This is a genomic window from Dyella sp. PARNA 12/25, assembly GCF_055702865.1.
Genome location: NZ_JBVQCI010000003.1, coordinates 259,468 through 282,717, shown reverse-complemented (window position 1 = coordinate 282,717; position 23,250 = coordinate 259,468). Strand labels below are relative to the sequence as shown.

Sequence of the window (23,250 nt, the reverse complement as noted above, 5' to 3'; positions counted from 1 at the left end):
CTTGTGAACCCGAGTATAGCCACCTGCAGCACGCCACCCCGTTCAGGACGGCAGCGCGGCAAACGACTGAAATACGTGCGCATGTTCCCGACGCAGGCAATCCCACTCGATCTTGAACCAGGGCGTAAACCGCTCCGGGTGCGTCTCGATCTCGCGATCAAGCGCATCGGGTGAAACATAACGCAGCGCGGCAATTTCATTCATGTTGGCAACAGGTGCCGCATCACTGCGACCGGTATACACCCAGCAAAGCTCGTTCTCGGCGCCTTCCGCATCGAATTGCGCCTGATACTGGAACTTGAACCGAAACTGGAACTCGCATGGCATGCCAAGCTCTTCACCCAGCCGGCGATGAATAGCCTTTTCCATGGTTTCGCCGCGCCGCGGATGACTACAACAGGTGTTGGACCAAAACTCGGGCCACAAGCGCTTGCATGACGCGCGCTGCTGCAGCAGCAGCTCGCCCGCCGTATTGAACACGAACAATGAAAAGGCGCGATGCAGAATGCCCTGCCCGCTATGCGCAGACGCCTTGTCCAGAAAACCGGTTTCCTGATCGTGCTCGTCCACCAGCACCAACGGTTCGTCATGAAAGGAGACTTCGCTCCTCGACCAAGCACCCTCGTAATAGTCCTGTTCGCGGCTAGCCAAGGTTCAACCTCTCTTCCGGCGGACACATATGAAAGCCCATCATCACGTCTTCATCACATTCATGATGAAAGAGGCCAAGCCATGACAGGTATGCGTTGTCAGCCTAGCAAGGTTGGTCGCGGGGGTGTAGTCCCCGAGGTAACAGCGGACTCTCCTGATCAGTGGATCACACCACCCGTACCTAGCGTCTGCTCAGGAAATTTCGTGCGAGTCCATGTAGTACTGCCACCCAGAAGACTGATGCCGATATAGCCGCGAAGCATCAGGTGATCGTTATCGCGCAGGCGAACCTGACATTGATATGTCTTGCCGTTTTCCGAGTTGTAGACGCGGCCATCCACCCACATGTGACGGTCAGGGTCATAACGCAGCCCCCATAGCATTCGCAAACCTGTCAGCGGCTGCACGCGCAATGCCGGATCCGGGTTGTTGCGGTCGGTCACTATGCTGCCGTTGAGCTCAGGTCCATCCTCCGGGCCATAGGTGTCATGCAATTGCCAGACAATGCGTCCTTCGTATTGGTCACCCCTGCGTTCGATGCGAATGATGGCGTCACGGCTCTGAACCAGCCAATCACCTTCGATGGTCATGGTTTCCGGCGTGCCCTGGCCTTGTGCCTGCATCGCTGCTGCGCAGCCAACCAGACACAGCAGAACGATGCCTGCGAGAAACCTGCTCAACCTTCTGGCGCGTTGTCGCAACATGAGGCAAGAGTCACCCGTTTTGGCCAAGGCATTCGCCAAGCGCATGCGTTAGCGTTAATGTCCTCAGGAGGATGCGACCGAACCCGAGTTCATGCCGACTTATCCTGCCCTCGCAACGCTTTGGTCATGGCTAGGCACCGGGCTTGGCCTGTCCGCGGCGGCGTACGCCTGCCTTAGCTTATGGGCGTGGTTCCGGTGCGATCGCGCGGCCAAGCATCAGCAGCCGGACGTGAACGATCAGACAAACCGCCCGGTCAGCGTACTCAAGCCGCTGCATGGCGCTGAGCCACGCCTCTATGAAAACCTGCGCAGTTTCTGCCAGCAACAACACGCCTGTCATGAACTGCTGTTCGGCGTGCACGATCCAGCCGACCCTGCCATTACCGTCGTGCAACGGCTTCAGCAGGAGTTTCCGGAACGACACATCACTCTGGTCATCGATCAACGGGTTCACGGCGACAACCTCAAGGTTGGCAATCTGATCAACCTGTTCGCCCACGCCCGTTATGACTGGCTGGTGCTGGCCGACAGCGACATCCATGTGCCGCCCGATTACCTCACGCGAGTCACTGCACCCCTGGCGTCACCCGATGTCGGCATTGTCACCTGCCTGTATCACGGTCTCGCGCAACGCGCATGGAGTTCACGCCTGGGCCGACTGTTCATTGACGACTGGTTTGCGCCCTCCGTCCGCTTGGCGCATGTGTTTGGCTCCACCCGTTTCGCCTTCGGCTCGACCATTGCCTTGCGCCGCGACACCCTGATCGCCATCGGTGGCTTTGAAGCACTGCGCAACACACTTGCCGACGATTACTGGCTAGGGGAATTCAGTCGTCGACTGGGCCTGCGCACGGAACTGTCACCCTTGGTGGTGGGCACCGAGGTCAGCGAAACCGACCTATCCAGCCTGTGGACGCATGAACTGCGCTGGCTGCGCACCATCCGAGCCATCTCGCCGGCAGGTTTCGCCATGAGTTTCATCTGCTTCACGTGGCCGGTGCTGGTGCTGGCGCTGTGCCTGTCCCCCACGCTACCCACCTTCGTCATCGCAGCGCTTGGCGCTGGTGCTCGCATTGCGCGCTATGGGGTCTCGTGGCGGAGCACCGCAAGATCTTCACCTCGACTCGACATTTGGCTCACCCCTTTTCGCGACGCCCTGTTGCTGGTGGAATGGGCGGGCGCACTGATCCGCTGGCGGGTCGAGTGGCGCGGCCAGGTGCTGCATGCACGTGACCATGCGCCGTCGCGCTGACCTTGAGAACGACGTTTTAAGTGCAGTGAACCACTCGTTGCGTACACGCAGGAGCCTGGCAATCTCATGAAGACGCTTTTTCTGCAGGCGCCGTCGTTTGACGGTTTTGATGGTGGCGCGGGATCTCGTTATCAGGCCAAACGCGAGATCAAAAGTTTCTGGTATCCCACCTGGCTGGCACAGCCGGCCGCACTGATACCCGGCTCGCGCGTACTGGACGCACCGGTGGAAGAGCTCTCGGTGGAGGACACACTGAGCCTTGCCGCCGTCTACGATCTGGTGATCATTCATACCAGTACGCCGTCGTTCCCCACCGACGCCAAGTTCGCCGAGCTGCTGAAGGCCCGGCGCTCCGACATCCTCATCGGGATGGTCGGCGCCAAGGTGGCGGTGGAGCCCACCGAATCGCTGCAGGCATCGCCCGCCATCGATTTCGTTTGTCGCGAGGAGTTCGATTACACCTGCAAAGAAGTCGCCGAAGGCCGCCCGCTATCCGACATCGCCGGCCTCAGCTACAAGCTTGCCGATGGCAGCGTGCAGCACAATCCGTCACGCGCAACCATCGAGAACATGGACGACCTGCCCTTTGTCGCCCCCATCTACAAGCGCGACCTGAAGATAGAGCGCTATTTCATCGGCTACCTCAAGCACCCCTACGTCTCAATCTATACCGGGCGCGGCTGTCGATCCAAGTGCACGTTCTGCCTGTGGCCACAAACCGTGGGCGGCCATCGCTACCGTGTCCGCTCGGCGGCCAACGTGCTGGCCGAGGCAAAGTGGATTAAAGAGAACATGCCCGAAGTCCGCGAACTGATGTTCGATGACGACACGTTTACCGACAGCTCCAACATGGAGCGCGTGCACGAAATCGCTCGTGGACTGCATGCGATGGGCTGGACCTGGAGCTGCAACGCCAAGGCCAACGTGCCTTACGAGTCGCTGAAGATCATGAAAGAGCATGGCCTGCGCCTGCTGCTGGTGGGTTACGAGTCGGGCGACGACCAGATTCTGCACAACATCAAGAAAGGCTTGCGCACGGATATCGCGCGCACCTTCACCGAGAACTGCCGCAAGCTCGGCATTACCGTGCATGGCACCTTCATCCTCGGCCTGCCGGGCGAAACCAAGGAAACCATTGCCCGCACCATCGAGTACGCCAAGGAGATCAACCCGCACACCATCCAGGTGTCGCTGGCCGCCCCCTACCCCGGCACCACGCTGTACAAGCAGGCCATCGAAAACGGCTGGCTTGAACCGAATACGGCGACGCACCTGGTCAACGACAAGGGCGTGCAATTGGCGATGATCAGTTACCCGCACCTGTCCAAGGAAGATATTTTCCACGGCGTGGAAACCTTCTACCGCAGCTTCTATTTCCGACCCTCCAAGATCTGGGAGATCGTGAAAGAGATGCTCGGCAGCTGGGAAATGACCAAGCGACGATTGCGCGAGGGCGTGGAATTCTTCCGCTTCCTGCATGCGCACGAGGCGTAAACCAGCGGCGCGCGGAACCCCATGAACGCATCACCGGACACCGCGCGCCCGCGCCTGATCGTCACCGCCGATGATTTCGGCCTGCACGAAGCCGTGAACCTCGCGGTCGAACGCGGCTATTGCGATGGCGTATTACGCGCGGCCAGCCTGATGGTGACCGCGCCTGCCGCGGGTGACGCTGTTGCACGTGCGCGACGCCTTCCGGGCTTGGCCGTGGGCCTTCACCTTGTGTTGGCCGATGGCGTCGCGGCACTACCACCATCGCAGATACCGGATCTGGTCGATGCTGAGGGCCACTTCAGCAGTCACATGGCGCGTGATGGCGTTCGCTTCTTCTTCCTGCCCCAGGTACGTCGCCAGCTGGCAATGGAAATCCGCGCGCAGTTCAACGCGTTTGCGGCCACCGGCCTGCCCCTTGACCACGTGAATGCGCACAAGCATTTTCACCTGCACCCCACCGTGCTCTCACTGATGCTATCCATTGGCCGCGATTACGGCCTGCGTGCCGTACGTCTCCCCGCTGAGCCCGGCATGGGGCCGTGGCTGCAACCCTGGTTGGCGTTGATGCGCTGGCGTCTCCGGCGTGCCGGCGTGCGCTGCAATGACCACGTATTCGGCATCCGGCATACCGGCGGCATGGATGAGGCCGCCTTGCTCGATGTCGTGCGTCAGCTGCCAGATGGCTTGAGCGAGCTATATATGCACCCGGCCACCCATGGCAAACTCACGCCCGCCATGGCCGACTACCGGCACACGGACGAACTGGCGGCCTTGTTGTCGCCGCGTGTACACCAGGCCATCGCTGAGCATTGCCTGCTCTGCCATGGCTTCAGCGATCCAGCAGCCGCATGAAGTATTTTTTCTATCTCACCGGCCTTGTCGGCCTCACCGTTGCCATCGTGCTGGTGGTGCACCAGGACTGGGCCGCCATTCGCAGCGCTTTTGATCACGCGGGCTGGGCGCTGCTGTGGCTGCTGCCATTCCATGCGTTTCCTTTGCTGCTTGACGTGATGGGCTGGCGCGCGCTGCTCAAGCCAAGCGACCCGCAGCGACGGGCCGATGTACCGTTCCTGTTCTGGGTCGCCACGGTTCGAGAGGCCTGCAACCGCCTGCTTCCGGTGGCCAACGTCGGTGGCGAAATCGTTGGGATTCGCCTGGTGAAATGGCGCGGCCTCGACGGCGCCGCCGTCGCCGCAAGCGTGGTGATGGAGGTACTGCTGACGCTGATCAGCCAGTACGTGTTCGCCGCACTCGGCATTCTTTTGCTGGTAGGCCTGTCCCAGCACATCGGTACGCTCAACTCGATCCTGGGCGCCCTGGCAGCCAGCTTGCCGCTACCGATCGCGCTGCTCTACCTGCTGCGGCATGGCCAGCTTTTTTCGCGTCTGGAAGCATTCGCCGTCAAGCTGCTCAATGGTCCGTCACGCTTTACGGAATTGCTCGACGGCTCGCGGCTCGATCACGAAGTTCGCGCCCTGTACGGCCAGCCATTGCGACTCACCGTGGCGTGCCTGTGGCAGATTCTCGGCTTTCTGGCAGGCAGCTTCGAAAGCTGGCTGGCGCTGCAGTTGCTGGGCTTCCCCATCACGGTATGGGACGCCATTGCCATCGAGGCCGCCACCCAGGCGGTGCGGCACATCATTTTCTTCGTGCCGGCTGGACTGGGCGTACAGGAAGGCGGGTTGGTACTGTTTGGTAGCGTCATCGGGCTACCTGCGGATGCAGCCATCGCCTTGTCATTGGTCAAGCGTGCGCGTGAGGTAGGCTTTGGCGTGCCCGCGCTGTTGTCGTGGCAATGGGCGGAGGCGCATCGCCTGCGCCGGCGCTGGCTGGCAACGCATAACTCCTCGCTGCCTGAGGCCACCGACAGCAAGCTTTCGTGACGCAGGGGCGCCTAATGAAAGACCTTCCCCATTCCTCACAACGACCATCACCGTCATCCCCGCTTGACCAGCCTTCGGCTGTTGAACAGCGCCTCGCGGGGATGACGGTGATGTGATAGCAAAGCCGCAGAGAATTTCGAGCAGGTCCTCAGCGAGGTGAACGATGACGCATGACGCCGTAGCCGCCGCCGATCACACCATGCGTCACTGGGCGAGCACCGAGCCCGGCCATATCAAGATCGGCTCGGAGGCACACAAGCGTCTTTTCTGCCGCATGCTGCTGGATACGCACAACCCGTACAAACCAGCTGTCATCGAATGGCCCACCCTGAGTGCGGACGCACTGCACCGCATCACGTCGCTGCCCATCTGGGATATCGCCGTACAAACCGAAGGCAAGGCCAAGCTGCGCGTTGCCACCTATACCAACACTGTGAACGATGCGCTTCTGCATGAAGCGCTGACCATGGACGGCGATGAGGAAGCTCGCCACAAAGTGGTGCTGAGCAAAATGGTGGCGGCGTATGGCATTGAGCTCGCGCCCGAGCCGATCTACGAAGTACCCAAGGATCCACAATGGGGCTGGCTGGTCACCGGCTACAGCGAGTGCATCGACAGTTTCTTTGCCTTCGGCCTGTTCGAGTCGGCCAAGCGCACCGGCTATTTTCCGGCGGGACTGGTGGAAACCTTTGAGCCGGTGATGCAAGAGGAAGCGCGTCACATCCTGTTTTTTGCCAACTGGGTTGCCTGGTATCGGCGTCAACTGTCCTGGTGGCAGCGGCCAGCTTTCGAGTTCAAGGTGTGGCGGGTTTGGCTTTTCCTCATCTGGGAGCGCATGGGCATGGCCAAAGGCCTGGACGACAAGGGTGAGATGCAGGATGCCAACTTCACATTGACCGGACACGAACAGATCGGCCTCGACCTGAAGCTTGGCGAATTGCTCGATCTCTGCCTCGCCCAGGACGCGCATCGTATGGATGGCTACGACGAACGCCTGCTTCGCCCCACCGTCGTGCCGCGCCTGGCACGGCTGGCTCGCCGCTTTATGCGTTGAACCTTCCAAAACTCGCCAACTTCAAGCTCGTCATTCCGGCGCCGGCCGGAATCCAGCAACAGTAATGCACGGTTTTCGCGATAACCGGCAACTGCGGCTACTGGATTCCGGCCGGCGCCGGAATGACGACCTTGGGACCTGAGGGAACGTTAGCTACTCTTAGTGATGCAGACTGAACCAGCCCACCGCATCCTCCAGCGCCAACCGCACTGGGCCCGCGGCATAGCCGAGCTCGCGCTCAGCTTTGGCGCTGGTAAAAAACATGCGCTTCTTTGACATGCGCACTTCCTCGATCGTGGCAATCGGCGGCACGCCCGTAAGACGAGCCCAGGCCTCCGCCACATACGCCACCGGCATGACCGCCGCATGCGGCAATTGCCAGCGTGGCGGCGCGCGACCCACGATATCCGCGATCTCGAACAGCAATTCACGCAGGCTCAAATTGGTGCCGCCGAGGATATAGCGCTCGCCTATCACGCCTCGTTGGAACGCGAGCCAATGTCCATCGGCCACATCGTCCACGTGCACCACATTGAGGCCGGTATCGACATAAGCAGGCATGCGGCCAGCCATGGCATCGCGCACGATGCGGCCAGTCGGTGTGGGTTTGATGTCGCGAGGCCCGATCGGTGTGGACGGATTGACGATGACCACAGGCAACCCCTGCGCCGCGAATTCGCGAACCAAGGCCTCGGCAAGAAACTTGGAGCGTTTGTAATGCCCCACCATGTCCCCGAGTGATACGTCCGTGGTTTCGTCGCCGGGACTACCATTCTTGGGAATGCCCAGGGTCGCCACACTACTGGTGTAAACCACGCGAGGCACACCGGCCTTTTTGGAAGCTTCAAGCAAGGCTCGCGTCCCATCGACGTTGGTCCGGTACAGCTGCTCCGGCTGCGGCGCCCACAGGCGATAGTCGGCAGCAACGTGAAACACGGCATCGCAGCCATCGCATACCCTGGCCAGGGATGCGACGTCGGTGAGGTCACCCTCCACCACTTCGACATCGATCCCTTGCAGATTCCTGCGATCCGAGCCGGCGCGCGCCAATACGCGAACACGATGATCTTCCCGCAATAGCCGGCGAACCACCGCGGACCCGACAAATCCGGTAGCGCCCGTTACCAATGATTTCATGGTCGCGCCACCGCCGAGGCGTACCCGACCATCGCCAGCTGGAACCCTGGACACATAAGATCGGTAATCCCTGAACCCGTGGAAGAGTTGCGGTTAATTATGAACGAACCACGAGCGAGATAACGCGCGGATAGGTCGCTTTGTATACCCCACTTTAGTGATACGCAACGCATCCCGGAGCCACGATTACCCTCTAGACGCTTCAAAGACATTTCCTCTGCTCAGATGGCTGCGTCCTGGAGGAGCGGGGTGCTACCATGCCAATGTCGCGCGTTTCTCTGTATGTGAATACATAAGAAGGCCGAGGCAAGCCAATGTTCGAAGTGAAACAAGCCGCTGCGGTCGCCCCGAGCAAGGCCAGCGCTTACCAGGAAGTCATTCTTCCTAAAGTGTCACGAACGTTCGCACTGACCATCCCGCAGCTGCCGCCGGCACTGCGTGACGTCGTCGCAAATGCCTACCTGCTTTGTCGCATTGCCGACACCATCGAAGACGAACCCACTTTCTCCGCGGAGGAGAAAGGCGTCTATGAAAGGGCGTTTGTCGATGCGGTGACGGGCGCCGCCGACGCCCACCGCTTCGCCGCCGATCTCTCTCCACGATTTTCGAACGCCACCTCGGAAAGCGAGCGCGACCTGCTCTCCCAGTTGCCGCTCGTGCTGGAAATTACCCGCACGTTCAACACCACCCAGCGCACCGCCATCGTCGATTGCCTCAAGGTAATGACGGAAGGCATGCACGACTTTCAGCGCATCGTGGGCCTGCACGGACTCGAAACGTTGCGCGACATGGATCGCTACTGCTATTGCGTAGCAGGTGTCGTCGGCGAAATGCTGACACGCATGCTGATTGACTTTGAACCGGAACTGGCATCGCAACGCGCTACGCTGATGCATCTGGCTGTCTCGTTTGGCCAGGGCCTGCAGATGACCAACATCCTGAAGGACCAGTGGGAAGATCGCAGCCATGGCGTGTGCTGGCTGCCGCAGGATGTGTTCTCCCGCCATGGCGCGCGACTGACCGACCTGCACGCCGGGAAGCAGGATGCACGCTACGCCAACGCAATGATCGAACTGATCGGCGTGGCCCACGCCCACTTGTGCCGCGCCGTGGAATACACCTTGATCGTACCGGCACGGCATGCCGGCTTCCGCCGCTTTTGTCTGTGGAGCATCAGCCTGGCCGTGCTCACCCTGCGCAATCTTCAGGACCGGCTGGACTTTTCCTCGGGCGCCCAGGTCAAGGTTTCGCGCGCTGCTGTCGCGCAAACCATCAGCCTGACCCGGCTGACCGACAAGTACGACCCGGCCGTTCGCTGGCTGTTCGGCGCTGCCGCGCGCAAATTGCCGCTGACCCCGCTGGCGCCGGAGTGGGACAACGCCCATGTGGCACCACGCGTCTGGCCGTGGCGTCGGGCGTCCTACCTCAACGGCATGGTGTCACGACGCGATTCCAAAGACGCCCGCTCGCTATGACGGATACGCCGGCCACCATCGCCGAAGCCGCCCACTCCGACACGCGTCAATCGCAACCCGAACGCAGCCGGCTTGACCGGGCTATCGACCGCGCACGCAAGGCATTGCTTGCGCGGCAGCAACCCGAAGGCCACTGGTGCTTCGAGTTCGAGACGGACTGCACGATCTCCTCCGAATACATCCTGATGATGCATTTCCTCGACGAGATCGATGAAGTGCTGCAAGAGAAACTGGCGCGCTACATTCGCCTCAAGCAATGCCTCGACACGCATGGCGGCTGGCCACTTTATTACGGCGGCCCCATCGACGTCTCTTGTTCGGTGAAGGCCTATTACGCGCTCAAGGCTGCCGGTGACGATGCGGATACTCCGCACATGCGCCGCGCGCGCGAAGCCATTCTTGCCATCGGTGGCGCAGCCAAAAGCAATGTGTTCACGCGCATTCTTCTGGCCGTGTTCCAACAGGTGCCATGGCGCGCCGCGCCGTATGTGCCGGTGGAGATCATGTTGTTTCCACGGTGGGCACCATTCCATCTCGACAAAGTGTCGTACTGGGCGCGCAGCACCATGGTGCCGCTATTCATTCTCTGCTCGCTGAAAGCGCGCGCCAGAAACCCCCGCGGTGTAGCCATACCCGAACTGTTCGTCACGCCACCTGATCAAGAACGTCATTACTTCGCCACCCACAATCTCACCAGCCGATTGTTTCTGGTACTGGACAAGATCGGCCGCGCCTGTGACCCGTTGATTCCCGCGTCGCTCAGGCGCAGGGCCGTGCGCAAGGCCGAGCAATGGTTTTTGCCACGCCTCAATGGTGAGGATGGTCTAGGCGCCATCTTCCCGCCCATGGTGAACGCACTGGAGGCGATGGATCTGCTGGGCTATCCCAAGGATCACGCCGCACGCGCCACCTGCCTGAAGTCGCTGCAAAAACTCATCGTGTATCGCGAGGACGGCACGGCGTACTGCCAGCCTTGCGTGTCCCCTGTATGGGATACCGGTTGGGCGGCGATGGCTTTGTTGCGTGCCTCGCCGGACGAGACGACCCAGTCCGCGGTGACACGCGCACTGGATTGGCTGGCCCCGCTGCAGGAGCAGGATCTCCAGGGTGACTGGGCAACACAGGCACCGGATCTTGCACCGGGTGGATGGGCGTTCCAGTACGCCAATGCATACTTTCCCGACCTCGACGACACGGCGGTGATTGCCGGATTGCTGCATGTTGCGGTTCGCGGCACGCCGCAGGAAAACGTCTATCGCGAACGCATCGAGCGCGCGGCCGACTGGCTTATCGGCATGCAGTCGGACAACGGCGGCTTCGCTGCTTTCGATCGCAACAACACGCACTACCACATCAACGAGATCCCCTTCGCCGACCACGGCGCCATGCTCGACCCACCCACCGAGGACGTATCGGGACGCGTGCTGGCCGGCCTTGGCGTACTCAAGCGCCCGCAGGATGCCGAAGCGATTCGGCGCTGCGTCACGTATCTCAGGCAGGCGCAAATGCCCGATGGTTCCTTCTGGGGGCGTTGGGGCACGAATTACATCTACGGCACGTGGTCCGTGCTTGCCGGCCTGGCCCTGGTCGACGAAGACATGCGTCAGCCCTGGATACGCAAATCGGTGGAGTGGTTGCTCGCGAAACAGCATACCGATGGCGGCTGGGGCGAAACCAACGACAGCTATTACGACGCCTCGCTGCGCGGCACCAATCAGGGCGTGAGCACCGCCCACAGCACGGCATGGGCGCTACTGGGGTTGTTTGCCGCTGGCGAGCATGCCAGCGACGCGGCGCAACGTGGCGTGCAGTGGCTGCTGGACGACCAGCAGAATGACGGTGAGCGCGAAGAAGGGCTTTGGTATCACCCGAGCTTCAACGCTCCGGGGTTCCCGCGCGTGTTCTTTCTCAAGTATCACGGCTATACCGCGTACTTTCCGCTATGGGCACTGACGCGCTATCGACAACTGACATCCGCCACATCGCCACGGATCAAGCAGTGAGCACTCACCCCGTGGGCATCGTGGTCGCTCTCGCGGCCGAGGCAAAGGCACTTTCGCGGAAGCCCTTACGCACCGGGCAGGCCATCACTCTTCCCAATGGTGATCTTGCCTGGCTGAGTGGCATGGGTCAGGAAGCGGCAAGGCACGCGGCAGAGGGACTCGTTGCCGCGGGCGCCACCGCACTGGCCTCGTTTGGCGTCGCCGGTGCGCTGGCACCCGGCCTTCGCAGCGGAACGCTCTTTTGCCCTTCGTACATTATCGATGAGCGTGGCCGCGACTACTTGCCTACACCATCGTGGCGTGCGTCTCTGCACCAGCACCTGCTATCCGTTGCTTCGCCCATATTGATGGAAGGCCATTTGCTCAGCCTGCCATCACCACTACTAAGTGCTGGAGACAAGGCAGCCATGCGCGAGCATCATCTTGCTGCTGCTGTCGATATGGAGAGTGCGGCCGTGGCGGCCGTCGCCACCGAGCATCGATTGCCGTTCGTCGTGCTACGCGCCATTGTTGATGAGCGTGGCGATGACATTCCCGCCGAACTGCAATCGGGTATTGATGCGTGGGGGCGTCCCATGCCACTACGCGTAGCCACCCTACTCATGCGCCATCCTTCCCTGCTCGGGCGACTACCTGGGCTGGCATCTCGCATGGGCAAGGCCACGCGCGCGTTGCGTGCAGCAGCCGAACTGGCAGGCGCCGGACTAGGACGCGATCCGCCGCAGCCCTGCTAACCTCAGCCCATCGTTTGAAGTCAGGCCAGGCCTTGGCGTACGGCCGGCCGCATCCAGAGCCAGGAGACCCGGCGGCGTGCTCAAAACGATTCACAACGGCTTGGTTTGGTTGGTTGATCGCAGTGGCCGGCGCCGGTTTGTCGTGCTCTCGATAGCCGCGCTCTTGGTGGCTCTATGCCTGTATGGCGCTACCAAACACTTGAGCGTCGACACTGATTCCGATCACCTGTTTTCGGAGAAGCTGCCCTGGCGGCAGCAGAGCCAGGCCTTTGCACGCCTGTTTCCACAGTTCAGCGACACGCTGACTGTCGTGGTGCGAGCACCCACGCCGGAAGAGGCGCGCATCGTCGCGCAGGCGTTAAACCAGAAGGTGGCTGCGGACACTACGCACTTCCGCTCTTCCGTTACGCCCGGCATCAGCCCGTTCTTCAACCGGCAAGGGCTGTTGCTGCTGCCGCAGAAAGAGCTATCGAGCACACTGGACAGCATGCTGCAGGCTCAACCACTTCTCGGTCCTTTGGCCACCGACCCCTCGGCACGCGGCTTGTTCAAAGGTATCGACCTGATGGTCGAAGGTGTACGCCGCGGCATGGCGGAAGATCTTTCCTCTTACGATGCCGCGCTTGGCAATGTCGCCAAGACCATGGAAGACGCCGTGGCCGGTCATGCATCGCCGCTTTCCTGGCAGGCGCTGCTAACGCCTGAGCTGGTCCGTGCCAGCGGCGGACAAGAATTCATCCTTGTGCACCCGGTACTGGACCACAGCGCACTGGAGCCCGGGCGCGCCGCCACCGAAGTCATGCTGCGCATGGCGTCGCAATTGCCCGAAGTGGCTTCGGGGCGTGTGCATATCAACTACACCGGCTCGGTGCCGCTGGCCGACGAAGAGTTCGCCTCACTGACCGATCGCGCCGGCCCTATCGCCATCGGCAGTAGCGTGCTGCTGGTGTTCTGGCTGGTGCTAGCGCTGGGCTCGTGGCGGCTAATCGTTCCCGTGGTGATTACCCTTATCGTGGGCCTGATCTACACCCTGGGTTTCGCAGCGTTTGCCGTGGGGCGACTCAACCTGGTATCGGTAGCGTTCGCCGTGCTGTTTGTCGGACTCGCAGTGGATTTCGGTATCCAGTTCGCCGTGCGCTTGCGTGCCCGTCAGTCCAGCGATCGCTCGTTCGACGAATCCCTGCATGAAACCGCCGAGCGCGTCGCCAGCCAGATCGGCCTCGCCGCACTCGCCACCGCATGTGGCTTCCTTGCTTTCGCACCCACCGATTTCACCGGCGTTGCCGAGCTGGGCATCATTGCCGGCGTGGGCATGTTGCTTGCCCTGGTCTGCACCATGACCGTGCTGCCCGCCCTGCTCCACGTGTTTGCCGGCAGCCCTGCCCACAGTGAGGTCGCGCTCCCCGGCGGCGCTACCGCGGACACCTGGCTGCAACGGCATCGCAAACGTGTACTTATCGTGTTTGCCGTGCTGGGCCTGGTCGGCTTGTGGGGCGCCATCACCATTCCGTTCGATGCTAATCCGCTGCATACCAAACGCGCCGACAGCGAAGCGATGCGCACGCTCGCATCACTGATGGATGATCCCAACACCAATCCATTCACCATGGACGTGCTGGTCAAGCATCTTGACGACGCCAAACAGCTCAGCGACCGCCTGGGCAAACTACCCGAAGTGGCACAAGTCATTTCTGGCGTTGATTTCGTGCCGGTCGATCAGGCCGACAAACTTGAGCAGATCCAGCAGGCCTCCGACCTGATGTACGCCGTGCTCAATCCCGGCGAAAAAGCGCCTGCGCCTAGCTACGCCGAGATGCGCGAGGCTGCCAAAGACACCGCCGAGGGTATTGCCAGTGTTTCCGACAAACTGGCCGCCAACTCGCCACTGCGACGCATCGGCAAGGCGCTGACACGGCTGGCGCAAGGCTCCGACCAGCAGATGGCAACGGCCAACAAGGCGCTTACCGAGTTCCTGCCCTATACGCTCAACCAGCTCGGCGATTCGCTGTCCGCCGAAACCATCACCATGCAGAGCCTGCCGGAGGAACTGAAACGCGATTGGTTCGCCCCTGACGGGCGCGTGCGGGTGCAGGTCACCCCCACTACCAAAGCGCAGAACACGGCAGGCTTGCGCCGGTTCGTGCAAGTGGTGCAACAGATAGCGCCCGACGCTGCCGGCTCCGCGGTGGACACCATCAAGGCAGCCGACACCATCCTGGACGCCTTTCGCGAGGCGGCGATCTACGCAACCATCGCCATCGCCATCGTGTTGCTGCTGGTACTGCGACGCCTGCAGGATGCCGGACTGGTGCTGGCCACGCTGCTGATGTCGGCACTGCTCACCGCCCTGCTGGCGCGAGCACTTGGCATTGCCATCAATTTTGCCAACATCATCGCCCTGCCCCTGCTGCTCGGCGTCGGCGTGTCGTTCAACGTGTACTTCGTGATGAACTGGCGCCATGGCATGCATCAATTTCTCGGCTCGCCCACTGCCCGCGCCATCCTGTTTTCGGCACTGACCACCGGCACGGCATTTGGCAGCCTGGCTATCGCGCGCCATCCCGGTACAGCCAGCATGGGCACGGTGTTGCTGCTGAGCCTGTTTGCGGTACTGCTTTCCACCTTCGCGTTTCTGCCGGCTGCGCTGTACGCCACGGGACCTTGCGACGCGAACCAACATTCACACTGATTCAGCCGCCACGCTGCCGGAGCCGTTCATGCGTTCTTCCCGCCGTTTCGCGATGCTCGCTTTCTCCACCACCGTCACCCTGACCAGCCTGGGCGTAAGCGCTCACGCCATCTTGCTGGACAGCACCCCCAAGGCCAAAGGCAGCCTGCCCGCGGGGCACGCCGCCCTGATACTCAAGTACAACAGCAAGATCGACCAGGAGCGCTCCAAGCTGGTGCTGATCGGGCCGGACCACCGCGAAACACCGCTACACATCGTCAGCGACACGCAAAAGCCCAACGAACTGGACAGTGAGGCCGAACTCAAACCCGGCAGTTACGTCATCCACTGGCAGGCACTGGCACTGGACGGGCATATCACGCGAGGCGATCTGCCGTTCACCGTCACCGCGCCCTAGGCGTGACGTCCTTCGCTACCTACCAGATGGATCGCCACTGCTGACCACCGGGGGTTCCGTGGCACTACTTATCGACATCTTTGGATATCTCAGCGTCATCCTGCACGGCCTGGTCATCGTCTCCCAATCCATGATGCTTGGCGGCCTGCTGTTCCTGACAGGCTTGCTCCATCCGCTTGCGCCCAAACTGATACAAGGCGATACCCTGGTGCAGCGTGTGCAGTGGCTCACGCGCTGGAGCGCGATTGGTTTACTGGTGACCGAGTTGACCACGACGGCACTGCAAGTGTCGGTGTTGATGGCGACCGTCGATCTGCCGCTGACCAATGTGATGCACGCGTCGTTTGCCCTGTCGGGCAGCGTCAAGATGCTTTGCGCGCTGTTGATTGCCGTGAGCTTGCGAGGACAAATACTGGCCCATGGCCCCGCTCGATTTGCCCTGCTACTGATCGTCTTCGTCACGCTGGCCGCTGCCACGGTGACCACGCATGCGTATGCCCGCCTCAATGACAACGCCTTGCTGATGCTGATTGAAGGCCTGCATCAGTTCGGCGCTGCGATCTGGATTGGCGGCATTCCCAGCTTTGTGTTGGTGCTCCGGCACCTTGAGGATCGTGAAAGCCTGCGTCTGGTCGGCGCACGGTTTTCACGCATGTCGATGCTCGGCGTGGCGTGCATTCTGCTCTCCGGCGTCACCATGTGCGTGTTCTATATCGGCAGCCTGTCCGGCTTCTATGGCACGGCGTATGGCGTGATGGTGGGCGCAAAGATCGCCATGTTCCTCGGCCTGCTCACGCTAGGCCTGGGCAACCTGATGGTCACCGAGCAGTTGCGCAAGGGAGGTGATGCACCGGTCATGCGCATGCGTCGTTTCGCCGAGGTGGAAATCGGCATCGGCTTTACCCTTTTCTTTGCTGCTGCATCGCTCACCTCGGTGCCACCAGCGATCGATCTGGGCACCGACCGGGTGAGCCTGCACGAGATTGCGGAGCGTAACGCACCGGCGTGGCCACGACTCAGCTCGCCCGACCATGACACCCTGGCCATCTCGCAATTGCAAGCCTCACTGGACCGCGACGCCGAGCGCAACCACCAGGTAGCGCAGGCCGCGACCACACCCGGCTCGGGCGTGCTGCCGCCACGCAATGCAGAGGACATTGCCTGGTCGGAATACAACCATCATTGGGCCGGCATCTTCGTACTGCTGATCGGCCTGCTGGCTCTTCTCAGTCGCAGCGGTGTCGGCTGGGCCCGGCATTGGCCGGTGCTATTTCTACTGATGGCGGGCTTTCTGTTGATTCGCTCCGACCCGGAAGTGTGGCCCATGGGACAGGAGGGCTGGTGGGTGGCGTGGCGCGATGTCGAAGTGGCTCAACACCGCTTCTTCGTGCTGCTGATCATCCTGTTCGGCACCTTTGAGTGGTCTGTGATTACGGGACGATTGCGCAACAGCAGCGCGGCACTGGTGTTTCCGTTGCTGGTCGCCGCCGGCGGCGCGATGCTGCTCACTCACAGCCACCAGATTTCCAACGTCAAGGACCAGCTGCTGATCGAGTTGACGCACACACCACTGGCATTGGCGGGCGTCACCGCAGGCTGGGCGCGCTGGCTGGAGCTGCGCCTGCCGGGACGCAACGGCAGCGTCGCCGGCTATGTGTGGCCGGTCTGCTTTGTGCTGATCGGCGTCATCCTGCTCTGGTATCGCGAGGCCTAAGCGATGAGGTGCCACGACCATATAACGTCGTGGCGCCACCTTCAACGAATGCGATGCACGATCATATCCACCAACGCATGCAGATGGGCCGCCTTTTCACCCAACGGTGCCAGTGCATGGCAGGCGCGTTCGCCAAGCTGCTCGGCCAACTCTCGTGATGCGTCTAGCCCCAACAGCGACACGTAAGTGGGTTTGTGATCCTGCGCATCCTTGCCTGGTGTTTTTCCAAGCGTCGCCGCGTCCGTGGTGACATCGAGCACGTCATCTACCACTTGAAACGCCAGCCCCACCGCTCGCTGGTAATCATCCAACGCCGCATGCACGTCGTGCCCCAGAGGCGAATCGCCGCACGATGCCCCCATGAAAATTGCCGCACGAAGCAAGGCGCCAGTCTTCATGCGGTGCATGCACTCCAACTCATCACGTGGCAACGGCACGCCGACGCTGGCCAGATCGATCGCCTGACCGCCTACCAACCCATGCGAGCTGCTCGCGCGAGCCAGCTCCTGCAGTAATGCCACTTTTTGCGATGGCGTAGCAGGCAGGTCGCCGATGACGGCAAAGGCCTGAGCCTGCAGCCCATCCCCCACCAGAATCGCCACCGCCTCGCCGTAGCGCACGTGCACGGTGGGTTGACCACGTCGCAACAGGTCGTTGTCCATCGCGGGCAAATCGTCATGTACCAGCGAATAGGCGTGAATCATCTCCACCGCGCTCGCGGCGCCATCGAGCAATTCTGGGTCCGCCTCGACAAGCTCGCCGGCGGCGTGACAGAGCAGTGCACGCAAGCGCTTGCCGCCACCAAGCGTCGCGTAGCGCATCGCTTCGTGCAGCGTGGCGGGCAAACATTCGGCAGATGGGAGGTAACGCTCCAGCGCATGTTCCGTACGCCGAAGAATAGTCGGGATCCACCGTTCCAGCGATTCGACGGCGGGTGCGGGCGTGGCCGACTCGGGCCACAGCTGGACGACTTCGCTCACAAATCTCTCCACTCAATGAATGGCGTATGGTTGGGCCTGTCTGCTCGGCAGATCTCGAATAAATTGTGATGCTGTGGCGCGGGAACGCTGATCCGCGTCAAGGATATCTTCCAGCTGCGCCTGTGCCGTGAGCTCTGGCAAGCGCTGCAGCGTCTGCTCCACGACCCTGGCGATATCGGTGAACCGAATCTGTTCGTGCAAGAAGGCATCCACTGCCACTTCATTGGCGGCATTCAGCGTCACACTGGCCGCGCAGCCGTTCCGCAACACTTCAAGCCCAAGCCGCAGGCAAGGAAAGCGCTCCAGATCGGGCTCGTGAAAGCTGAGATCGGTCATCTTGGGAAAGCTCAACGGCGCCACACCAGATTCGACGCGATCCGGGTAGGCCAGCGCATGGGCAATCGGCGTGCGCATATCGGGATTCCCCAGCTGAGCCAGCACCGACTGGTCGGCATAAGCCACCATGGAGTGGATCACGCTCTGCGGATGAATCACCACTTCGATGCGCTCAGCCGGCATATCGAACAGCCAACGAGCCTCGATCACCTCAAGGCCCTTGTTCATCATGGTGGCCGAGTCGACAGAGATCTTGCGCCCCATCACCCAGTTGGGATGTGCGCAAGCCTGATCGGGAGTCACATCGTGAAGCGTACTCAGCTCACGATGCAGGAAAGGCCCGCCCGATGCAGTGAGAATCAACCGCTCTACACCAAAGGTGCCACGCTGACCGGTACCCAGGCACTGGAAGATGGCATTGTGCTCGCTGTCCAGCGGCAACAAGGTGGCACTGTGCTCGGAAACGGCACGCATGAACAACGCGCCGGACATCACCAGCGCCTCCTTGTTTGCCAACAAGACTCGCTTGCCGGCCTTTGCAGCCGCCAGCGATGAGGGTAATCCTGCCGCCCCTACGATAGCGGCAACCACGGAATCACACTGGGAGCTGCTCGCCGCATCGCAAAGCGCGGCAGGCCCGTGGACCACCTCGGTGGCAAGATGGGCGGCGCGCAACTTCTGTTGCAGCACGGCGGCATCAGCTGCCGCACCCACCACAGCCAAGGCGGGTCGAAAAGCCAGGCATTGTTCGAACAAGCGATCGACACGGCGATGCGCCGTCAGTGCAAACACCGCGAACCGATCAGGGTGACGAGCCACTACATCCAGCGTACTGGTGCCGATGGAGCCAGTGGATCCCAGAATGGTGAGCCGTTGTCGGGGTGTGCTCATATCGCTACCTCACAAAGGACATGCCTTGAGACGCCACCCAGGCTGGGTGACACGTAGCCGTCCCTGAAACGCTCTCGAAGAAACCCATTCATCTGCGCTCACCTTTCAACAAAGGCGCGCTCAATCACATAGTCGCCCGGCTCGCGCGTGCGCGGTGACGCCCGGAAGCCGCGGCCATCAAGCAACGCGCAGGCATCCTCCAGCATGGCTGGACTGCCGCACAGCATCACTCGATCTGTTTCTGGATTCATCGGCGGCAGGCCGGCGTGCTCACTCATCTGTCCATCCACAATGGCATCGGTAAGCCGGCCGCGATGACGAAACGGTTCGCGAGTAACACTGGGGTAGTAGACCAGCTTTTGGCGCGCCAGTTCGCCCACGTATTCGTGCCTTGGGAGCTCGTGCTCCAGATACTGTGCAAAGACCAGATCACTGATGCGTCTCACGCCATGAGCAAGCACGATGCGATCGAAGCGCTCGTAAGTTTCCGGGTCACGCACAATGCTCAGGAACGGTGCCAGGCCAGTACCGGTACCAAGCAGGTAAAGATGCTTGCCGGGTTTGAGGTCATTGAGCACCAGTGTGCCAGTGGGCTTGCGGCTGACGATGATGGGATCGCCAGGCTTGAGGTGCTGCAGTCGAGAGGTCAGCGGGCCGTCAGGCACCTTGATGCTGACGAACTCCAAGTGCTCTTCGTAGCTGGCGCTCGCAATGGAATAGGCGCGCAGCATCGGCTTGCCTTCGACTTCCAGGCCGAGCATCACGAAGTGCCCGCTATCGAAGCGAAACCCAGGGTCGCGCGTGGTGCGAAAGCTGAAAAGGCTATCGTTCCAGTGATGAACCTCGATCACGTACTCCGTCGCCAACGCCACCATCGCCGCCACCGTTTCGAAGTCAGGAGATGTCTTGCGTACAACCCTGCCCGCTCACCGGAGCAGGCACGACCTGGCCCACTGTCAGACGCACAACTGTTGCTGCCTTGGTACAAGTTCCGGCTGGTCGAAGTCAATCCATCGCCCTGCGAGCGCAGGCATGCATGCGATCACACCGACGTCACGTCACGCTTGCTAGCGGACGCCACGAATTAGCGAACATTGAGCGGCCCTCGGCGCACCCCGCTCACGCCAAGCCTCAGGGATTTCCGTGCAAGGAAAACGCGCCAGGCACCTGACGAACAGGATGCACGACAGATCAAACCCCGCCTCTTCGACTTACGCCAAAATCACCGCCCCATGACGCGCCGCGGACGACCCTACGTGGTCACCGCGTCACAACGCTTATTGCGATACCAGGGCGGCCGCCCCGCTCGGCGTCGCAGGACGTTTGCCATAGCCAATACCAATGACGGTCATCTTAACAATCAATTGGATCAATCGTCACAAAACCCGTAATCTTTCGTTTCACCAACCACAACCAACGGAAAAACAACGATGTCGTTGATCAATACCGAAATCAAACCGTTCAAGGCCCAGGCTCTCAAGAATGGCCAGTTTGTCGAAGTGACCGATGCGTCGCTGAAGGGCAAGTGGTCCGTGGTGGTGTTCTACCCCGCCGACTTCACCTTCGTGTGCCCGACGGAGCTGGAAGACCTGGCCGATTACTACGACCAGTTCCAGAAGCTGGGCGTGGAAATCTACTCGGTCTCGACCGACACCCATTTCGCCCACAAGGCCTGGCACGACACCTCCGACGCGATCAAGAAGGTCAAGTACACGATGATCGGCGACCCGACCGGCGCCATCACCCGTAACTTCGACGTGATGATCGAAGAAGAAGGCCTGGCGCTGCGCGGCACGTTCCTGATCAATCCGGAAGGCCAGATCAAGCTGTGCGAGATCCACGACAACGGCATCGGCCGCGACGCTTCCGAGCTGCTGCGCAAGGTGAAGGCCGCGCAGTACGTTGCCTCCCACCCGGGCGAAGTGTGCCCGGCCAAGTGGAAGGAAGGCGAGAAGACCCTGAAGCCGTCGCTCGACCTGGTTGGCAAGATCTAAGTCACTGCTTTACCTGTACTTGCAACCCGCTGCATCGGGTTGCCTCAGGACCCGGCGACCGCCGGGTCCGTTTTCCGAAGACCAAGGCGCGCAACGCCCGGCATGCCGGGTGCTGATAGCGCACACCCAAAAGAAACGATGGAGTCACCATGTTGGATGCCGATCTGAAGACCCAGTTGCAGGCCTACCTCGAAAAGGTGGTACACCCGATCGAGCTCCTGGCCTCCCTCGATAACCAGGATTCGTCGCAGGAACTGAAAGGCCTGCTGGAAGACATCGCCTCGCTGTCGGACAAGGTATCGCTGCGTCTCGATGGCAACGACGCGCGCAAACCGTCGTTCGCGATCAATCGCCTTGGCACCGACGTCAGCGTGCGCTTCGCCGGCATCCCGCTGGGTCACGAATTCACCTCGCTGGTGCTGGCGTTACTGCAAGTGGGCGGCCACCCCTCCAAGGCGACGCAGGAAGTCATCGATCAGGTGCGCAACCTCGACGGCGAATACCGCTTCGAGACCTTCATGTCGCTTAGCTGCCACAGCTGCCCGGATACGGTGCAGGCGCTGAACTTGATGAGCGTGCTCAATCCCAACATCAAGCATGTGGCGATTGACGGCGCGCTGTTCCAGGACGAAGTAAACAAGCGCCAGGTGATGGCCGTGCCCACGGTGTATCTCAACGGTGAGTTCTTCGATACCGGCCGCATGTCCATTGAGCAGATCGCCGGTCGCCTGGACATCAACGCCAGCGAACGCGCCGTCGAAAAGCTGAAGACCAAGGCGCCATTTGATGTGCTCGTGGTCGGCGGCGGCCCCGCCGGCGCGGCAGCGGCCATCTACGCCGCTCGCAAGGGCATCCGCACCGGCGTGGCAGCCGAGCGTTTCGGCGGCCAGGTGCTCGACACCATGGCCATCGAAAACTTTATTTCCGTGACGTATACGGAAGGCCCGAAGCTGGCCGCCGCACTGGAGCAGCACGTACACGAATACGACGTGGATGTGATGAACCTGCAGCGCGCCGAGCAGCTAATTCCAGCTACTACTGAAGGTGGCCTGCATGAAGTGCGCCTGGCCAATGGCGCCACGCTGAAAGCCAAGACGGTGATTCTTTCCACTGGTGCGCGCTGGCGCAACATGAACGTGCCGGGTGAGCAGGAGTACCGCAACAAGGGCGTCACCTATTGCCCTCACTGCGATGGCCCGCTGTTCAAGGGCAAGCGCGTGGCGGTGATCGGCGGCGGCAACTCCGGCGTTGAGGCAGCGATCGATCTGGCCGGCATCGTGGGCCACGTCACCCTGCTCGAATTCGACAGCAAGTTGCGTGCGGATGAAGTGCTGCAACGCAAGCTGCGCAGCTTGCCGAATGTAGACGTGATCGTCAGCGCGCAGACCACCGAGGTGGTTGGTGATGGCCAGAAGGTCACCGGCCTGAACTACACCGACCGCAGCAGCGGCGAGGCTCGCCATGTGGTACTGGAAGGCGTGTTCGTGCAGATTGGTTTGCTGCCCAACACAGAATGGCTGAAGGGCACGATCAAGCTGTCGCCGCGACACGAGATTGAAGTGGATGCACGCGGCGAGACTTCGGTACCGGGCGTGTTCGCCGCAGGCGATGTCACCACGGTGCCTTACAAGCAGATCGTCATTGCCATGGGCGAAGGCTCCAAGGCATCGTTGAGCGCCTTCGATTACCTGATCCGCCTGCCTGTTGAAGAAACGGCGAAACAAACAGCCGTCGCCTGATCACCCGCGACCTTGTGCAAACTCAAGTCGGCAACCATCGCGGTTGCCGACTTTTTTTGCGCGCGAATTCTAGATTCGCCAACGACACCCCTGAGGCATGGCAACTCGCGACATCGTCATCCC

At 61.3% G+C, this 23,250-nt stretch carries 19 protein-coding genes; 13 read left to right on the top strand and 6 right to left on the bottom strand.

The genetic code is table 11. The features are described from left to right. Positions 1–42 precede the first annotated feature (42 nt). Both idi and AC0GUR_RS09035 read right to left on the bottom strand, forming a co-directional pair. Complete coding sequence (gene idi / locus AC0GUR_RS09040; RefSeq protein WP_472877127.1) at positions 43–651, bottom strand: isopentenyl-diphosphate Delta-isomerase; 609 nt, start codon at positions 649–651, stop codon at positions 43–45. 158 nt (positions 652–809) lie between these two features. Continuing rightward, positions 810–1,331: a DUF2147 domain-containing protein gene (locus AC0GUR_RS09035; RefSeq protein WP_472877126.1), complete on the bottom strand. Its 522-nt coding sequence runs from the start codon at positions 1,329–1,331 to the stop codon at positions 810–812. A 115-nt stretch (positions 1,332–1,446) separates the two neighbouring features. Between AC0GUR_RS09035 and hpnI the strand changes: the two genes are divergently transcribed. The 5 genes from hpnI (at position 1,447) to AC0GUR_RS09010 (ending at position 7,038) form a co-directional block, all read left to right on the top strand. Further along, positions 1,447–2,607 (top strand): bacteriohopanetetrol glucosamine biosynthesis glycosyltransferase HpnI, encoded by a 1,161-nt coding sequence (gene hpnI, locus AC0GUR_RS09030; RefSeq protein ID WP_472877125.1) that lies wholly within the window; start codon positions 1,447–1,449, stop codon positions 2,605–2,607. 66 nt (positions 2,608–2,673) lie between these two features. Next, entirely contained in the window at positions 2,674–4,101 is a 1,428-nt protein-coding gene (gene hpnJ / locus AC0GUR_RS09025; protein ID WP_472877124.1) for a hopanoid biosynthesis associated radical SAM protein HpnJ, read from the top strand. 21 nt (positions 4,102–4,122) lie between these two features. Further along, positions 4,123–4,953, top strand: coding sequence for a hopanoid biosynthesis-associated protein HpnK (gene hpnK, locus AC0GUR_RS09020; protein WP_472877123.1), 831 nt, complete (start codon positions 4,123–4,125; stop codon positions 4,951–4,953). Continuing rightward, positions 4,950–5,984, top strand: a complete 1,035-nt coding sequence (locus AC0GUR_RS09015; RefSeq protein ID WP_472877122.1) for a lysylphosphatidylglycerol synthase domain-containing protein — start codon at positions 4,950–4,952, stop codon at positions 5,982–5,984. Before hpnK ends, AC0GUR_RS09015 begins: the two co-directional genes overlap by 4 nt. A 163-nt stretch (positions 5,985–6,147) precedes the next feature. Then, positions 6,148–7,038: a ferritin-like domain-containing protein gene (locus tag AC0GUR_RS09010; protein ID WP_472877121.1), complete on the top strand. Its 891-nt coding sequence runs from the start codon at positions 6,148–6,150 to the stop codon at positions 7,036–7,038. A 159-nt stretch (positions 7,039–7,197) separates the two neighbouring features. Here the strand turns inward: AC0GUR_RS09010 and hpnA are convergent, their stop codons facing one another. Next, positions 7,198–8,175, bottom strand: a complete 978-nt coding sequence (hpnA, locus tag AC0GUR_RS09005) for a hopanoid-associated sugar epimerase (protein ID WP_472877120.1) — start codon at positions 8,173–8,175, stop codon at positions 7,198–7,200. Positions 8,176–8,489: 314 nt separating this feature from the next. Here hpnA and AC0GUR_RS09000 point away from each other — a divergent pair, with 314 nt between their 5' ends. The 6 genes from AC0GUR_RS09000 to AC0GUR_RS08975 all read left to right on the top strand — a co-directional run bounded on the left by AC0GUR_RS09000 (position 8,490) and on the right by AC0GUR_RS08975 (position 17,187). Further along, a complete protein-coding gene (locus AC0GUR_RS09000) occupies positions 8,490–9,650 on the top strand; it encodes a phytoene/squalene synthase family protein (protein WP_472877119.1) in 1,161 nt (386 codons plus the stop codon). Continuing rightward, entirely contained in the window at positions 9,647–11,653 is a 2,007-nt protein-coding gene (shc, locus tag AC0GUR_RS08995; RefSeq protein WP_472877118.1) for a squalene--hopene cyclase, read from the top strand. Before AC0GUR_RS09000 ends, shc begins: the two co-directional genes overlap by 4 nt. Then, entirely contained in the window at positions 11,650–12,387 is a 738-nt protein-coding gene (locus AC0GUR_RS08990) for a phosphorylase family protein (RefSeq protein ID WP_472877117.1), read from the top strand. The genes shc and AC0GUR_RS08990 overlap by 4 nt, the downstream gene beginning before the upstream one ends. 76 nt (positions 12,388–12,463) lie before the next feature. Continuing rightward, positions 12,464–15,076, top strand: coding sequence for an MMPL family transporter (locus tag AC0GUR_RS08985; RefSeq protein WP_472877116.1), 2,613 nt, complete (start codon positions 12,464–12,466; stop codon positions 15,074–15,076). 28 nt (positions 15,077–15,104) lie between these two features. Beyond that, the gene (locus AC0GUR_RS08980; protein ID WP_472877115.1) at positions 15,105–15,473 is read left to right on the top strand and encodes a copper resistance CopC family protein; all 369 of its coding nucleotides are present in this window, start codon (positions 15,105–15,107) and stop codon (positions 15,471–15,473) included. 58 nt (positions 15,474–15,531) lie between these two features. Beyond that, positions 15,532–17,187 carry a copper resistance D family protein gene (locus tag AC0GUR_RS08975; protein WP_472877114.1) on the top strand — a complete coding sequence of 552 codons (1,656 nt, stop codon included), beginning with the start codon at positions 15,532–15,534 and terminating at the stop codon, positions 17,185–17,187. 41 nt (positions 17,188–17,228) lie between these two features. Here the strand turns inward: AC0GUR_RS08975 and AC0GUR_RS08970 are convergent, their stop codons facing one another. The 3 genes from AC0GUR_RS08970 to AC0GUR_RS08960 form a co-directional block, all read right to left on the bottom strand. Next, positions 17,229–18,167, bottom strand: coding sequence for a polyprenyl synthetase family protein (locus tag AC0GUR_RS08970; RefSeq protein WP_472877113.1), 939 nt, complete (start codon positions 18,165–18,167; stop codon positions 17,229–17,231). Positions 18,168–18,179: 12 nt separating this feature from the next. Continuing rightward, entirely contained in the window at positions 18,180–19,394 is a 1,215-nt protein-coding gene (ispC, locus tag AC0GUR_RS08965) for a 1-deoxy-D-xylulose-5-phosphate reductoisomerase (RefSeq protein ID WP_472877112.1), read from the bottom strand. A gap of 98 nt (positions 19,395–19,492) precedes the next feature. Further along, entirely contained in the window at positions 19,493–20,269 is a 777-nt protein-coding gene (locus tag AC0GUR_RS08960) for a ferredoxin--NADP reductase (protein ID WP_472877111.1), read from the bottom strand. Positions 20,270–20,824: 555 nt separating this feature from the next. Here AC0GUR_RS08960 and ahpC point away from each other — a divergent pair. Further along, positions 20,825–21,388: an alkyl hydroperoxide reductase subunit C gene (ahpC, locus tag AC0GUR_RS08955; protein WP_472877110.1), complete on the top strand. Its 564-nt coding sequence runs from the start codon at positions 20,825–20,827 to the stop codon at positions 21,386–21,388. 149 nt (positions 21,389–21,537) lie between these two features. Further along, entirely contained in the window at positions 21,538–23,127 is a 1,590-nt protein-coding gene (ahpF, locus tag AC0GUR_RS08950) for an alkyl hydroperoxide reductase subunit F (protein ID WP_472877109.1), read from the top strand. Positions 23,128–23,250 lie beyond the last annotated feature (123 nt).

Excerpts from the sequence above, each read along its gene's own strand:
- AC0GUR_RS08960 (WP_472877111.1), bottom strand. The coding sequence starts at position 20,269 with ATGGTGGCGTTGGCGACGGAGTACGTGATCGAGGTTCATCACTGGAAC.
- AC0GUR_RS09000 (WP_472877119.1), top strand. The coding sequence starts at position 8,490 with ATGTTCGAAGTGAAACAAGCCGCTGCGGTCGCCCCGAGCAAGGCCAGC.
- ahpF (WP_472877109.1), top strand. The coding sequence starts at position 21,538 with ATGTTGGATGCCGATCTGAAGACCCAGTTGCAGGCCTACCTCGAAAAG.
- hpnK (WP_472877123.1), top strand. The coding sequence starts at position 4,123 with ATGAACGCATCACCGGACACCGCGCGCCCGCGCCTGATCGTCACCGCC.
- hpnI (WP_472877125.1), top strand. The coding sequence starts at position 1,447 with ATGCCGACTTATCCTGCCCTCGCAACGCTTTGGTCATGGCTAGGCACC.
- AC0GUR_RS09010 (WP_472877121.1), top strand. The coding sequence starts at position 6,148 with ATGACGCATGACGCCGTAGCCGCCGCCGATCACACCATGCGTCACTGG.
- shc (WP_472877118.1), top strand. The coding sequence starts at position 9,647 with ATGACGGATACGCCGGCCACCATCGCCGAAGCCGCCCACTCCGACACG.
- hpnJ (WP_472877124.1), top strand. The coding sequence starts at position 2,674 with ATGAAGACGCTTTTTCTGCAGGCGCCGTCGTTTGACGGTTTTGATGGT.
- ahpC (WP_472877110.1), top strand. The coding sequence starts at position 20,825 with ATGTCGTTGATCAATACCGAAATCAAACCGTTCAAGGCCCAGGCTCTC.
- AC0GUR_RS08980 (WP_472877115.1), top strand. The coding sequence starts at position 15,105 with ATGCGTTCTTCCCGCCGTTTCGCGATGCTCGCTTTCTCCACCACCGTC.
- hpnA (WP_472877120.1), bottom strand. The coding sequence starts at position 8,175 with ATGAAATCATTGGTAACGGGCGCTACCGGATTTGTCGGGTCCGCGGTG.
- AC0GUR_RS09015 (WP_472877122.1), top strand. The coding sequence starts at position 4,950 with ATGAAGTATTTTTTCTATCTCACCGGCCTTGTCGGCCTCACCGTTGCC.
- ispC (WP_472877112.1), bottom strand. The coding sequence starts at position 19,394 with ATGAGCACACCCCGACAACGGCTCACCATTCTGGGATCCACTGGCTCC.